Source organism: Streptacidiphilus albus JL83 (assembly GCF_000744705.1).
Classification (GTDB): Bacteria; Actinomycetota; Actinomycetes; order Streptomycetales; family Streptomycetaceae; genus Streptacidiphilus; species Streptacidiphilus albus.
Genome location: NZ_JQML01000001.1, coordinates 9002034 through 9015177, shown reverse-complemented (window position 1 = coordinate 9015177; position 13144 = coordinate 9002034). Strand labels below are relative to the sequence as shown.

General features: G+C 72.2%; 14 protein-coding genes. 4 read left to right on the top strand and 10 right to left on the bottom strand.

Going from position 1 to position 13144, the window contains the following annotated elements:
* The first annotated feature begins 3 nt into the window (after nt 1-3).
* The 4 genes from BS75_RS39080 (at nt 4) to BS75_RS39065 (ending at nt 2270) form a co-directional block, all read left to right on the top strand.
* Nucleotides 4-450, top strand: a complete 447-nt coding sequence (locus BS75_RS39080; RefSeq protein ID WP_034094676.1) for an SsgA family sporulation/cell division regulator — start codon at nt 4-6, stop codon at nt 448-450.
* A gap of 109 nt (nt 451-559) precedes the next feature.
* Nucleotides 560-1390: an SCO6745 family protein gene (locus BS75_RS39075; RefSeq protein WP_042440154.1), complete on the top strand. Its 831-nt coding sequence runs from the start codon at nt 560-562 to the stop codon at nt 1388-1390.
* A 156-nt stretch (nt 1391-1546) separates the two neighbouring features.
* Nucleotides 1547-1996: a TIGR03618 family F420-dependent PPOX class oxidoreductase gene (locus tag BS75_RS39070; protein ID WP_034091605.1), complete on the top strand. Its 450-nt coding sequence runs from the start codon at nt 1547-1549 to the stop codon at nt 1994-1996.
* Between the two features lie 58 nt (nt 1997-2054).
* Nucleotides 2055-2270 (top strand): hypothetical protein, encoded by a 216-nt coding sequence (locus tag BS75_RS39065; protein WP_034091604.1) that lies wholly within the window; start codon nt 2055-2057, stop codon nt 2268-2270.
* Between the two features lie 160 nt (nt 2271-2430).
* On the opposite strand, the gene BS75_RS39060 is transcribed toward BS75_RS39065, so the two are convergent.
* The 10 genes from BS75_RS39060 to araB all read right to left on the bottom strand — a co-directional run bounded on the left by BS75_RS39060 (nt 2431) and on the right by araB (nt 12811).
* A complete protein-coding gene (locus tag BS75_RS39060; protein WP_152646204.1) occupies nt 2431-2691 on the bottom strand; it encodes a hypothetical protein in 261 nt (86 codons plus the stop codon).
* 247 nt (nt 2692-2938) lie between these two features.
* Nucleotides 2939-3067, bottom strand: coding sequence for a hypothetical protein (locus BS75_RS52450; RefSeq protein WP_439654052.1), 129 nt, complete (start codon nt 3065-3067; stop codon nt 2939-2941).
* A 36-nt stretch (nt 3068-3103) separates the two neighbouring features.
* Nucleotides 3104-3526 carry a hypothetical protein gene (locus BS75_RS39055; protein WP_034091602.1) on the bottom strand — a complete coding sequence of 141 codons (423 nt, stop codon included), beginning with the start codon at nt 3524-3526 and terminating at the stop codon, nt 3104-3106.
* Nucleotides 3527-3663: 137 nt separating this feature from the next.
* Complete coding sequence (locus BS75_RS39050) at nt 3664-4695, bottom strand: ABC transporter permease (RefSeq protein WP_052070280.1); 1032 nt, start codon at nt 4693-4695, stop codon at nt 3664-3666.
* Nucleotides 4692-6323, bottom strand: coding sequence for a sugar ABC transporter ATP-binding protein (locus BS75_RS39045; RefSeq protein ID WP_034091601.1), 1632 nt, complete (start codon nt 6321-6323; stop codon nt 4692-4694). The genes BS75_RS39050 and BS75_RS39045 overlap by 4 nt, the downstream gene beginning before the upstream one ends.
* 2 nt (nt 6324-6325) lie before the next feature.
* Nucleotides 6326-7513 (bottom strand): substrate-binding domain-containing protein, encoded by a 1188-nt coding sequence (locus BS75_RS39040; RefSeq protein ID WP_034091600.1) that lies wholly within the window; start codon nt 7511-7513, stop codon nt 6326-6328.
* Between the two features lie 143 nt (nt 7514-7656).
* Nucleotides 7657-8679, bottom strand: coding sequence for a LacI family DNA-binding transcriptional regulator (locus BS75_RS39035; protein WP_034091599.1), 1023 nt, complete (start codon nt 8677-8679; stop codon nt 7657-7659).
* Between the two features lie 180 nt (nt 8680-8859).
* Nucleotides 8860-10362 carry an L-arabinose isomerase gene (gene araA / locus BS75_RS39030; protein WP_034091598.1) on the bottom strand — a complete coding sequence of 501 codons (1503 nt, stop codon included), beginning with the start codon at nt 10360-10362 and terminating at the stop codon, nt 8860-8862.
* Nucleotides 10359-11156, bottom strand: a complete 798-nt coding sequence (locus tag BS75_RS39025) for an L-ribulose-5-phosphate 4-epimerase (protein WP_081983049.1) — start codon at nt 11154-11156, stop codon at nt 10359-10361. The genes araA and BS75_RS39025 overlap by 4 nt, the downstream gene beginning before the upstream one ends.
* A complete protein-coding gene (araB, locus tag BS75_RS39020) occupies nt 11153-12811 on the bottom strand; it encodes a ribulokinase (protein ID WP_042440134.1) in 1659 nt (552 codons plus the stop codon). Before araB ends, BS75_RS39025 begins: the two co-directional genes overlap by 4 nt.
* Nucleotides 12812-13144 lie beyond the last annotated feature (333 nt).

Here is a 13144-nt window from a genome sequence, read left to right as displayed (position 1 = left end):
CAGATGCCCTCTGTACCGGTGCAGCGTTCCGCCGACTCGGCCGTGACCGTACGCCTCGACCTGTGGTCCGTGGTCTGTCCCGGCTTCAAGGTGCACGCACCCGCCTGCCTGAAGTACGACACCACGGACCCCTACGCGGTCCGGATGGACAACTACGTCGACCGCGACGAGACCGTCACCTGGCTCTTCGCCCGGGAGCTGCTGGCCACCGGGCTCAGCGAGCGGGCGGGCACGGGCGACGTGTCGGTGTTCCCGGGCGCGGGCGACGCCCGGACCGTGTTCATCCTGCTTCGTGGGGAGGAGCGCGAGGCCCTGCTGCAGGCCGAGGAGGAGGACATCAGGACGTTCGTCCGGCGCACCGAGTGCCTCGTTCCCCTCGGGTCCGAGAGCGACCATCTCGACCTCGACGCCCTGCTGCTTCGGCTGCTGGAGTCCCCATCGGGACGGTGAGGGCGTGGGGCGGCACCGTCCGCCCATGTTCGCCGGAGCGCCACCGGCGAACGGGGCTAGAGTGCTCCGAGTGAGCCTCGACCGGAATCCCGCGCGGACCGCGCGGACGATGTGGACCCTGTTCGAACCGCTGCATGCGGTCACCTACTTCGCCCCGCAGGCACGGGCCGCGTTCGAGCAGGTCGGCCTGCGCGGTTTCTGGCGCGGCTACTTCGCCGGACGCGGCGCACCCCTCGGCCCGGTCGGTCCGGGACCGGTGTATGCCGCGTTCTACGGCTTCGCCCGCCCGATGGTCGAGCGTGCCCTGCCGGCGGTGTGGCAGCTGGCCGATCCGGCGGAGGCCCTCGCCGCCCGCTCTTCCGGGGCCCGCGCCGCGCTGCGCGACCTCCTCGGTGACGTCGACGTCGCGGAGGCGGCCGGGCTGTGCCGGGAGGCGGCGGAGGCGGCCGACCTCACCGGCCGGGTCCTGGCGGCGGCGAACGCCGCGCTGCCCTGGCCGGAGGATCCGCTGGATGTGCTCTGGCAGGCGGCGACCGTGCTGCGTGAGCACCGGGGTGACGGCCATGTCGCGTCGCTGCTGGTCGCCGGGTTGGACGGCTGCGAGAGCCTGGTGTGGCGCGCGGCCTTGGACAACGACCGGCGGCTGCTGCAGCCCGCCCGGGGCTGGTCGGACCTGGAGTGGGAGGCCGCCGTCTCCCGGCTGACGGCTCGCGGCTGGCTGCACCCGGACGGCCGCCCGACGGACGTGGCGCTGGCTGCCCGGGTGGAGATCGAGGCGCACACCGACGCGCTGGCGGCCGGTCCCTGGCAGGCACTGGACGACACCGCCGTGACGCGGCTCCAGGAGTTGCTGGAACCCCTGGCCGAGGCGGCCATAGCGGTGCTGCCCTCCCCCAACCCCATCGGTCTGTCGGCCCGGGGCGACGTCGGCCGGCGCTGACCCCACCGGCCGTGCGCAGCCCCGGGACTGGCTTGACCCCTTCGCCTGTCGACGTTCACCGAGACGTTGCGTCAAGCTTTCGTGAGGACGAATCAGCACGCGCACCTGCCGGCCGGGGCGGGCGGTGTCCTCGCGGGCGGTTGGTAGCCTCCCGGAATGACTGCGACATTCGACGAAGCCGTCCGCGCCCGGCTGCAGGCGCCCAACATCTGGTACGTCGGCACGGTGTTCGCCGACGGGGCACCGCAGGTCAGCCCGATGTGGGTGGATCTGGAGGGAGAGGCGCAGCTGACGTTCAACACCTCGGCCGGGCGGGTGAAGGAGGAGAACCTGCGTCGCGACCCGCGCGTCTACCTCTCGCACGCGGACGCCGCCGATCCCTTCGACCGCGTGCAGATCAGTGGTGTGGTGGCCCGCTTCATCGAGGGCGAGGAGGCGCACCACCGGATGGACCGGCTGGCCCGCAAGTACCTGGGCGTCGAGCGCTTCGAGTGGACCATGCCGGGTGAGCAGCGGGTCGCGGTGGTCGTGCGCCCGGTCAAGGTGCGGCACATCGTCGGGGTCGAGCGGTTCCGGCCCGGCGGCCCCGTCCCTGCCCAGGAGTAGTGCTGACGTGCGCCCGCGCGGACACCGGTTCCGGAGAGCGACTGTCGGTGGAGGACGCATGTGGCGGCGACACAGGGCATTCCTGCTGGTGGCCTGCGGGATTCCACTCGGTGTGAGTGTGCTGGGCACCGGCGGGTTCGTGTTCCTCCTCCGCACCTCCGGCTCGTGGTCGGTCGTGGGGCTGGTGGCCGCAGGCGCCCTGGCCGTTGCGGGCTTCATCATCGCCCTGGTCGCACTCTATTTCTTCGTAGGCATGATGAAGTGGGATTTCTGACGTCCAGGCAGACGGAGCCGGACGTGGCCTCCGCCGTGCAGGCAGCGCGTCCCCTCCGCCGGGCCGGAGGTGACGCGCCGTCACGGCTGCGGACCGCAGCCCGCGGGGCGTCAGTAGGACCAGGTGGCACGCTCTTCGGCCTGAGCCGACTCTTCGAGCGTCAGGGCTGGCGGCTCTGAATCACGGAAGCCACGACGGCCGCCGCGATGGCGGCCACGGTCCAGAGAGCCACCACGCGGGTGCGCTTTCGCGCGAGCTGGGCCGTTGACTCCAGATCCTCGGGGATCCTGGCAGGCTTGGGCCGACGCCAGTCGCGGGTAGAGATCCAGAGAATGACGAGGAAGATGGCGGCGTCGATGAACGGGCCGGCGTCCTGCCCAGCCCTGTAGGCGCCTGACTCCGTACTGAAGGCGATCATCACGAGTCGTGAGCATAGGAAACCCTCAGACCTGTGTACACGGTGCCAGGTTGCGATCCGGCTTCGATCATCGCCCGGGTCGTTCGGCACGGCGAGTTGACCGGAGGGTCGGCCACGGTCCGTACGGCCCTGCACTGCGGCGGGAGGCGCGTGGCTTCCCGCCGCAGTGCAGCCCGGGCGTGGTGGCCTGATGCCCGCTCAGGCCCGCCTCTTGCGTCGGTGCTCCGCGCGGGTGGTGGGGTGGTCGGTACTACGCAGGTTCGACGATCATCCAGGCCACGGTGGAGGTGTCGCTCGCGGTGCCGGCGACCGAGAAGGAGGTGCCGGCGGTGCGGGTGGTGGCGTGGGCGACGCCCGGTGTGCCGCCGGGGGTCTGGATGGGACCGGGTTCTCACGGGGCGCTGCCGCCAGTGGCTCAGACCGGCTCGGCGTACTCCGCGCCGTCCGTGACGCCGAACTCGATGCGGCGCGGGAACGCCGACGCCTCGCCGGCGGTGCGCAGCTCGGCTTCGGCGGCGATGACGCTGCGCGCCCACGGGCGGAGCCCCTCGGGCAGCAGCTTGACCGAGCCGTCGGTGAGCCGGACGTACGCGGGCCTGCCCTCGGTCCCGGCCTCGGTGTCGGCGCCGTCTCCGGCGAAGCCGACGCCCGCGACCTCAAGAGCGACTCCCGTCCCCCCTTCGGCGATGGCCGTCGGCAGGTCGAGCATGGCGGCGATGTCCGACATCCGCCCGCGCCCCGGACCCTGCCCCTGCCCCTGCCCCTGCCCGGCCGCGAACGCGGCGTTCGGGGCGGACGGACGCTCGCGGCGCGGCTTGTTCTGCTTCTGACGGCCCATGACCGGAGGCTACTACCCCCGGCGGTGCGGACGCCGGTCCGGGCCGTGCCCGAGCCCCGGGTGGAGTCGGCCCCGGGTGGGACCGGCCCCACCCGGGGCTCGGTTCGACGGCTGCGGCCGGCCGCGACCGGCCGGGCTCAGCTCCGGATTCGGGTGAAGCGGCGGGCCCGGAGCCGGTCGAGCAGGATCGCGACGCCGAGGACCGCGCCCTGGACCATCTCCTGGTCGTAGGCGCTGACCTTCAGCGCCAGCAGGCCGTTGCTGATGAACTCCAGCAGGATGGCCCCGGCCGCGATGCCGATGATCCGGCCCTCGCCGCCGAACAGCGAGACCCCGCCGACCACGGCCGCGGCGATCGCGGTGAGCTCCCAGCCGGAGCCGCCGACCGAGGGGTCGGCCACGTTCATCCGGCCGATGACCAGGATGCCGACCACTGCGGCCAGGCAGGAGCTGGCCACGTAGGTGGCGGTGATCCGGCGGGCGACCGGGATGCCGACCAGTCGCGCGGCCTCCTTGTTGCCGCCCACCGCGTACACCTGCCGACCGAAATAGGTGCGCTCCAGCACGAACCAGGCGATCACGGCCGCGCCGACGAAGAACAGCGCGGGCACCGGGACGTCGTCCACGTAGTAGGCGCTGAGGTTGCCGAACAGCGGGTCGATCCCGTTGATCGGCGACCCGCCGGTGATGGCCAGCGCCGCGCCGATGGAGACGGTGTAGGTGACCAGGGTGATCACGAACGGCGGGACGTTCAGCTTGGTCACCATCATCCCGTGCCACCAGCCGATCACCCCGCAGATCACCAGCGTCAGCAGGATCGCCAGCGGCGCGGGCATCCCGGCCGAGACGTTGAACCAGGCGGCGAGGATCCCGGCCAGGCCGGCCAGCGCCCCGACCGAGAGGTCGATCCCGCCGGTGAGGATCACCAGCGACTCGCCGATCGCCAGGATCCCGACCTGGGCCAGGTCACGGCCCATCACCTGCAGGTTGCCGATCGAGGCGTAGGTCGAGGCGTTGGCGGCGATGCTGACGAAGACCACGACGCAGGCGGCGATGATGCCCGCCTCCGGGGTCTCCACCAGTACCCGGGTCAGGCTCCGGAGCCTGCTCGCCGCCGCAGGTGCGGACTTGTCGGTCCCGGTGGCGGGCCGGGTCAGATGAGTGGTCATAGGGCACCCCAAGTACCTTGTTCAGTGGACGGGTTGGCATCCGGATCGGCATCCGACCCGGCTTCCGGAACGGCACCTGGTTCGGGCCCGGCCGCAGTGCCCGCCGCAGTGCCCGCCGCAGCGGTCATGATCCGCTCCTTGGTGGCCTCGGCCCGGTCCAGCACGGCGACCACGCGGCCGTGGTTCATCACCGCGATCCGGTGGCAGATCCACAGCAGTTCCTCCAGTTCGGAGGAGGCCACCAGCACCGCTGTCCCGGCCTCGGCGGCCCGGTCGACCAGTTCGTAGATCTCGGCCTTGGCGCCGACGTCGACGCCCCGGGTCGGCTCGTCGAGCAGCAGCAGCTTCGGTCCGGCGGCGAACGCCCGGCCGAAGATGGCCCGCTGCTGGTTGCCGCCGGACAGCGAGCCGATGGGCTGGTCCACCGACTGCATCCGGACGTTGACGCCCTCGGCGATCCGCTGGGCCTCCGCGCGCTGCCGCCTGGGCCGCAGCAGGCCGCGCGTGCTGATCTCGCGCAGCACTCCGACAGTGACGTTCGCCCTGATCGGGGCGAACAGCACCAGCGCCTGTTCCTTGCGGTCCTCCGGGATCAACGCCACCCCGGCCCCGACGCCGTCCATGGCGTGCCGGGGACGGTAGGGGCGGCCGTCGAGGACCATCGTCCCGCCGGTGGCGGGCTGGGCCCCGGCGACGGTGTGGACCAGCCGGCTGCGCCCCGAGCCCATCAGTCCGGCCACGCCGAGGATCTCGCCGCGGCGGATCTCCAGGTCCACCGGGCCCAGTCCGTCGGCGGTGACGCCGGACAGTCCGAGCAGCACCTCGCCCTCGGTGAGCTGCTCCTTGGGCGCCATGTGGCTGATCTCGCCGCCGACCATCTCGCGGATCAGCCGGTCCTCGTCGGCCTCCTCGCGGTCCAGGTCGGCGACCAACCGGCCGTTGCGCAGCACCAGCACCCGGTCGGAGATCTGCCGGACCTCGTCGAGCCGGTGGCCGATGAAGAGGACGGTGCCGCCCTCGTCGGCCAGTCGCCGGGTCAGCGCCAGCACCAGGGCCGCCTCGACCGGGCCGAGCGAGGAGGTGGGCTCGTCCAGGATCAGCAGCCGGGGCGAACGGCCCCAGCCCTTGGCGATCTCCAGCAGCTGGCGGGTGGGGGCGGGCAGCAGCCGGACCTCGCGGCCCAGCGGGACCGAGTCGGCCGGCAGCCCGATGTCGGTGAGCATGGCGGCGGCCTCGGCCCGCTGGGCCTTGTGGTCGACCAGGATCCGGCGGCGGGACGCCTTGGGGCGGCGTCCCAGCATCAGGTTCTCGATCACCGAGAGCTGGCCGACCAGCGGGAACTCCTGGGAGACCAGGGCGACCCGGAGCTGCTGGGCGGCCTGGGTGGAGCCGGACGGCAGCGGCTTGCCGTCGATCTCGATCTCGCCGCCGTCCCGGTGGACCGACCCGGCCAGGGTGCCCATCAGGGTGGACTTGCCGGCCCCGTTCTCGCCGACCACGCCGATGACCTGGCCGGCGTAGAGGTCCAGTTCGGGCAGGTCCAGGACCCGGGTGGGACCGTATGACTTGTGCACCCCCCGCAGCCGCGCGGTGACCACGCGGCCCGGGCTGTCCGCGGACTTGGTCATGGTCAGCCGATCCCGAGCTGGGCCTCAAGGGCCTTGTAGGCGCTGAGGTCGGAGCCGGTGATCAGGCCGACGCCGGAGCTCAGGGTCGAGCCGTCGGACTCCAGGTAGGGCTTGACCAGGGCCATGGTGGCCGCGGTGCCCAGGACGTGCTCGGCGGCGAGGAGGTAGGCCCCGGTGTAGCCCTGCTCGTAGGGCATCTGCACGACGGTGCCGGAGATGGCGCCGGAGTTGATGAAGCCGAGGGTCTGGGTGTCGGAGTCGTCGCAGACCACCTTGACCGTCGCGGTCTTCTTGGCGGTGAGCACCGCCTGGGCCAGCGCCGGGCCGTCGTAGGAGTAGACGCCGTAGAGACCGTTGATGCCGGAGTTGTTGGCCAGGATGGTCTCGGCGTCGGTCTGGGCGGTGCTGGCGGAGAGGTTGTCGTTGACCTTCTGGACCACGGTGATGTTCGAGCCCTTGATCGCGGCCTCGAAGCCGGCGATCCGGCCGGTGGCGTTGGCGGCGGTGAGCGAGCCGACCAGGATCGCGACCTTGCCGCCGGCGCTGCCCAGCGCGGTCTTCATCTCGGTACCGGCCTCGAAGCCGGCCGAGTAGTTGTCGGTGCCCAGGTAGAGCGAGGCCGCGGCGGTGCCGGGCAGCGGCGAGTCGATGGCGAGGACGTCGACGCCGTTGGAGACGTCGGTGGCGATGGTGCCCTTGGCCGAGGCCGGGTCGATCGCGGAGATCGAGTAGCCGGTGATGCCCTGCGAACGCAGGGTCTCCAGCTCGGAGTTCTGCTCGGTCAGGGTGCCGTTCGGCGGTGCGAAGAAGGTGCAGTCGCTGCTGGACAGGCCGATCGCCTTGCAGCCGGCCTTGAAGCCGGTCTGACCCGCGTTCCAGTAGTCCGCCGCGACGTTGACCACCATCGCGATGTTGACGCCGGACAGGCTCTTGCCCTTGAGCGCGCAGGCCAGCGCCGCGTCGAGCTCGGTCAGGTTCGCGTTGTTGAAGGCGACCGGGTCGTTGGCCGGGTCCGGGGAGGCGGACGGGGAGGAGCCGCAGGCCGCGACGGCGGCCGTGGCGGAAGCCGCCGGAACACCGGCGGAGGCGGTGCTGCCGGTGGCCGACTTGGAACAGCCGGCGACCCCGAGGACGACCGTCACGGCGGCGGCGAGGGCGACGGTCGATCTGCCGGACTTGGCGAGGTTCATTGATCTCTGCCTTTCCTTGGGCGGTACCAGGGTGGGTGGCACACAGAATTGTGAGCGCTAACAAATGAGGGTGGAATGCCGGGTCGGTGACGGGTGGGAAGCGGTGCGGGGGTGGGGAAGTCGGTGGGGGACGCCGGCGCGGTCTACCTGACGGCGGCGGTGCTGCCGCGTACGACGAGTTCGGTGGCGACCAGCGACCGGCCGCTCGGCCGGTCGCCTGCCTCGACCTGCGAGACCAGCAGTTCCAGGCCGCGCCGGCCGAGCTCGCCGAAGTCCTGGCGGACGGTGGTGAGCGGCGGGGTGAAGTAGGAGGACTCGGGGATGTCGTCGAAGCCGATCACGCTGATGTCCCGCGGGATGCCGCGCCCCGACTCGTTCAGGGCCCGCAGCAGGCCCAGCGCCATGTGGTCGTTGGCGCAGAACACGGCGGTGACCCGGGGGTCGGCCTGCAGCCGCAGCCCGGCCTCGTACCCGGCCCGGGCGCTCCAGTCCCCGCCGAACGGCGGGGGCGCCTCGGCCCCCGCCCCGGCGAGCACCTCGCGCCAGCCGGTCTCCCGGGCGCGGGCGTCCAGCCAGTTGGCCGGACCGGCGATGTGGTGCACCGTGCGGTGGCCCAGGTCGAGCAGGTACCGGGTGGCGGCCCGGGCGCCGGCCTCGTTGTCGACGGCCGCCCCGGGCATCCGGGCCTGCGCCCCCGACCCCACCGCGACCACCGGCACCGAGCTGCGGACCCGGGCCAGTGCGCCGACCGACGAGGTCTGCGGGGCGATCACCAGCACCCCCTCGACGGCCTGGTCGAGCAGCCGGTCCAGGGCCTCCTGCATGGACCGCCCCTCCAGCGAGCGGATGCTGGCGATGCTGACGAAGTACCCGGCGCTGCGGGCCGCCTGCTCGATCCCGTAGAGCATGGAGGCGGGGCCGTAGAGGGTGGTGTCGAAGCTGACCACGCCCAGGGTCTTGGAGCGGCGGGTGACCAGCGCCCGGGCGGCCGAGTTGGGACGGTAGTCCAGCTCCCGGATCGCCGCCAGCACCCGGTCCCGGGTCTGCTCCTTGACGTGCGGGCTGTCGTTCAGCACCCGGGAGACCGTCTGGTGCGAGACCCCGGCGAGCTTGGCGACGTCGGCCATGACCGGCTGCCGACCGGCGGCGGCTACCGTCGTGTTCATGGCTTCCTCTTTCCGGGTCCGGGTCTCCGAGAAAACGACTCAGTGGCGGTGAATCCGTCGAGGCCCTCTTTCGCCGGGATTTCGGATGCCACATTGTTTGCGCTCACATGGCAGTGCGTCAACAGGTCGCGCAGCCAACGTTATCGAGCCGAGACCGGACCCCACCGGCCGTGCGGGCCGTCACAGGGACTGCGCCAGCCGGTGGTAGGCCTGGTTCCAGCGCAGCTCCTGGGTGAACCGGCGGGTGCTGGTCCCGGCGTCGATCAGCGCGAGTTCGGTGCCGAGCATGTCGGCCAGGTCGCCCAGCTCCTCGGCGCCCAACGCACTGGTGTAGACGGTGTGGTGGGGGCCGCCGGCGGTCAGCCAGGACTCCGTCGAGGTGCGCAGGTCCGGGCGCGGGCTCCAGACCGCACGGGCCACCGGCAGGGCCGGCAGCGGCTCCGGCGGGGCGACCGTGTCGATCTCGTTGGCGACCAGCCGGAACCGGTCGCCCAGGTCCGCCAGCCCGACGACCACGGCCGGGCCGGGGGCGGCGTCGAAGACCAGCCGGACCGGATCCTCGCGCCCGCCGATGCCCAGCGGATGGATCTCGCAGGAGGGGATGTCCGCGGCGATGCTGGGGCAGACCTCCAGCATGTGCGCGCCCAGGATCAACTCCCGCCCCGGGTCCAGGTGGTAGGTGTAGTCCTCCATGAAGGACGTGCCGCCCGGCAGCCCCCCGGCGGCGGCCTTGAGGGTGCGCAGCAGGGCGGAGGTCTTCCAGTCGCCCTCGCCGCCGAAGCCGTAGCCGTCGGCCATCAGTCGCTGCACCGCCAGCCCCGGCAGCTGCCGCAGCCCGCCCAGGTCCTCGAAGTTGCTGGTGAAGGCCCGGAATCCACCGTCCTCCAGGAAGCCGCGCAGTCCCAGTTCGATCCGCGCGGCGTAGCGCAGCGACTCGTGCCGGTCGGCGCCCGCCCGCAGTTCCGGGGCGAGGCGGTAGACCTCCTCGTACTCCTTCACCAGCTCGGTGACGGCGGCGTCGGAGGCCGCGTCGACGGCCTCGACCAGGTCGTTGACCCCGTAGGTGTTGACCGAGACCCCGAACCGGCGCTGGGCCTCGACCTTGTCGCCCTCGGTGACCGCGACGTCCCGCATATTGTCGCCGAAGCGGGCCAGCCGCAGCGTCGCGAGCTCGGCGCGGCCGAGCGCGGCCCGGGTCCAGCTCGCGACCCGGGCGATGACGGCGGGGTCGCTGACATGTCCGGCGACCGTCTTGCGGGCGACGCCGAGACGCGACTGGATGTATCCGAACTCCCGGTCGCCGTGGGCGGCCTGGTTCAGGTTCATGAAGTCCATGTCGATGGACGCCCAGGGCAGCTCCACGTTGATCTGGGTGTGCAGGTGCAGCAGCGGCTTGCGCAGCGCGTCCAGTCCGGCGATCCACATCTTGGCCGGCGAGAACGTGTGCATCCAGGCCACCACGCCGACGCACCCGTCGTCGCTGTTCGCCTCCAGGCAGACCCGTCGGATCGCGTCGGCGTCGGTGAGCACCGGCTGCCACACCACCCGAACCGGGAGCGGACCCGAGCCCAGGGTCTCGGCGATCTCGCGCGACTGCGCGGCGACCTGACGGAGCGTCTCCGCTCCGTACAGGCCCTGGCTCCCGGTGAGGAACCAGATCTCGCGGCTGGGGGGGTTGGTCATCCTCGGTCTCCTCGGGGCGTTGCGGCGTGCTGGCCGTAGACGTTCTGGTAGCGGTCGTGGAGCGAGTCGATCTGCTCCTGCCGGAGGCGGTCCACCCGGCCCAACTGCCGCGCGTGGTGGACGGTGCGGGCGACGTCCTCGCACATCACCGCAGCCTTGACGGCGGCCTTGGCGTCCCTGCCGATGGTGAACACGCCGTGGCTGCGCATGAGCACGGCCGGGGAGCGGCTGCCCGCGAGGGTGGCGACGATGCCCTGGCCGATCGAGTCGTCGCCGATCAGGGCGAACGGGCCGAGCGGGATGTCGTCGCCGAACTCGTCGCCCATGGCGGTGATCGCACAGGGGATCGGCTCCCCCGCCGTCGCCCAGGCGGTCGCGTACGGGGAGTGGGTGTGGACCACGCCGCCGACGTCGGGGCGGTGGCGGTAGACGTAGGCGTGGGCGGCGGTGTCGCTGGAGGGCGACAGCTCGCCGGCGAGCTGCTTGCCGTCCAGGTCGCAGACGATCATCTGCTCGGGCGTCAGGTCCTCGTAGGACACGCCGCTCGGCTTGATCACCATCAGCTCCTGCCCGGGCACCCGGGCACTGACATTGCCGCTGGTCCAGGCGACCAGGCCCCAGCGGAGCAGCTCCGCGTGCAGGGCGCAGACCTCGGCCTTCAGCGCGTCCAGCGCGGAGGTGTCGGGGGCGTCGGGAGCGTCGGGGCTGTCGGAGGCAGCGGGGGTGCTGGGGCTGTCGGGGCTGTGGGGCGCGGAGGCTTCAGGGTTGTCGGGGGCGTGGAACTCGGTGGTCATCGGGTCTCCTCCACGAGGGCGGCGTCGCGCAGGGCGCGCAGCCGGTGCATGCTGTCGCTTCCGCCCCGGCCGAAGTGGTCGTGCAGCTCGCGGTACTCGGCGAACAGCCGGTCGTAGGCGTCGGCGCGGGCCGGGTCGGGGGTGTGCACGGCCAGGTCGATCCGGCCCATGGCGGCCGAGGCGGTGCGGATGTCGGGGTGGGCGCCGGCCGCGACGGCGGCATGGATCGCCGAGCCCAGGGCCGGCCCCTGTTCGGAGCCGATCACATTGACCGGGCGGCGCAGCACATCGCTGTAGATCTGCATCAGGAACCGGTTCTTCGGCAGTCCCCCGGCCACGGTGAACTCGGTGACCGGAACACCCGACTGCTCGAACGCCTCGACGATGACCCGGGTGCCGAAGGCGGTGGCCTCCAGCAGCGCCCGGTAGACGTCCTCGGGACGGGTGTCCAGGGTCAGCCCGAGGACCAGTCCGGACAGGTGGTGGTCGACCAGGGTGGAGCGGTTGCCGCTGTGCCAGTCCAGGGCCACCAGGCCGTGCCCGCCGACGGGCTGCGCGGCGGCCTTCTCGGTCAGCAGTTGGTGCGGGCTCAGCCCGCGCGCCTCGGCCTCGGCCGCGTACGGCGCGGTGGCGACGGTCCGCACGGCCCAGGCGAAGATGTCGCCCACGCCCGACTGCCCGGCCTCGTAGCCCCACAGACCCGGGACGACTCCGCCGTCGACGACCCCGCACATCCCCGGGACCTCGGCCAGGACCTCGGAGTTGAGGATGTGACAGGTACTGGTGCCCATGATGGCGAGCATGTGCCCGGGGTCCAGCGCCCGAGCGGCGGCGTTGGTGACGTGGGCGTCGACATTGCCCACGCTGACCGGGGTCCCCTCATTGATCCCGGTCATCGCCGCCGCCCGGGCGGTCAGGGTGCCCGCCGCCGCGCCCAGGGGCGACAGCGGGTGGTCGAGCTTGGCGGTGAAGTCCGCGAAGCCCGGGTGGAGCGCGGCCAGGTACTCCCGCGAGGGAGGGGCGCCGTCCTGGACGATGCCCTTGTAGCCCGCCGTGCAGACGTTGCGGCTCTCCGCGCCGGTCAGCTCCCAGACGATCCAGTCGGCGGCCTCGATCCAGCGCTCCGTCACGGCGTAGAGCTCCGGGTCCTCCTCCAGCAGCTGCAGGCCCTTGGCGTACTGCCACTCGCTGGAGATCTTCCCGCCGTAGCGGGCCGGCCAGGGCTCGCCGAGCTCCTCGGCCAGGGCGTTGATCCGGTCGGCCTGCGGCTGGGCGGCGTGGTGCCGCCACAGCTTGGGGTAGGCGTGCGGACGGGCCGCCAGGCCCGGCAGCTCACAGAGCGGCGTGCCGTCGGCGGTGGTCGGCAGCACCGTACAGGCGGTGAAGTCCGTTCCGATACCGATGACCTGATCCGCCGTCACCCCGGCCAGCGCGAGCGCCTCGGGGACGGCGATGCGCAGCACGTCCCGCCAGTCGTCGGGGAGCTGCAGCGCCCAGTCCGGGCCGAGCCCGGTGACCCCGTCCGGCAGCGTGCGGTCCAGCACGCCGTGGCGGTATTCGTGCACGGCGTCGGCGAGCTGCGTACCGTCCGCGACGGACACCACGACGGCCCGTCCGGACAGGGTGCCGAAGTCGACCCCGACGGTCACCTGCATTTTGTTAACGCTCACAATTTCTCCGGGCTTGGCGCGGACGGCGATCGGCACAGCGCGAGGTGAAGGGCGGGAACCACGGCAGTGGCTCCGGGTTCCAGGTACGGGCACAGGTCGGAAGTGCACGGCAGTGGACGGGGGTTGACGCAGCCCCGAACCGCCCGCCGCCCTGACGCGACGACCTATTGTTAGCGCTCACAGATGGGGATCGCAAGAGATCACACACGATTCCCTCGATTGCCTGTCGGCCTGCGGGCAACACGTCGGGCCGTGGCTCCGCCCCTGGAGGAGCGGATGCCGCCCGCTCCCACGCGGGCTGATTGACAGCCACTCCGG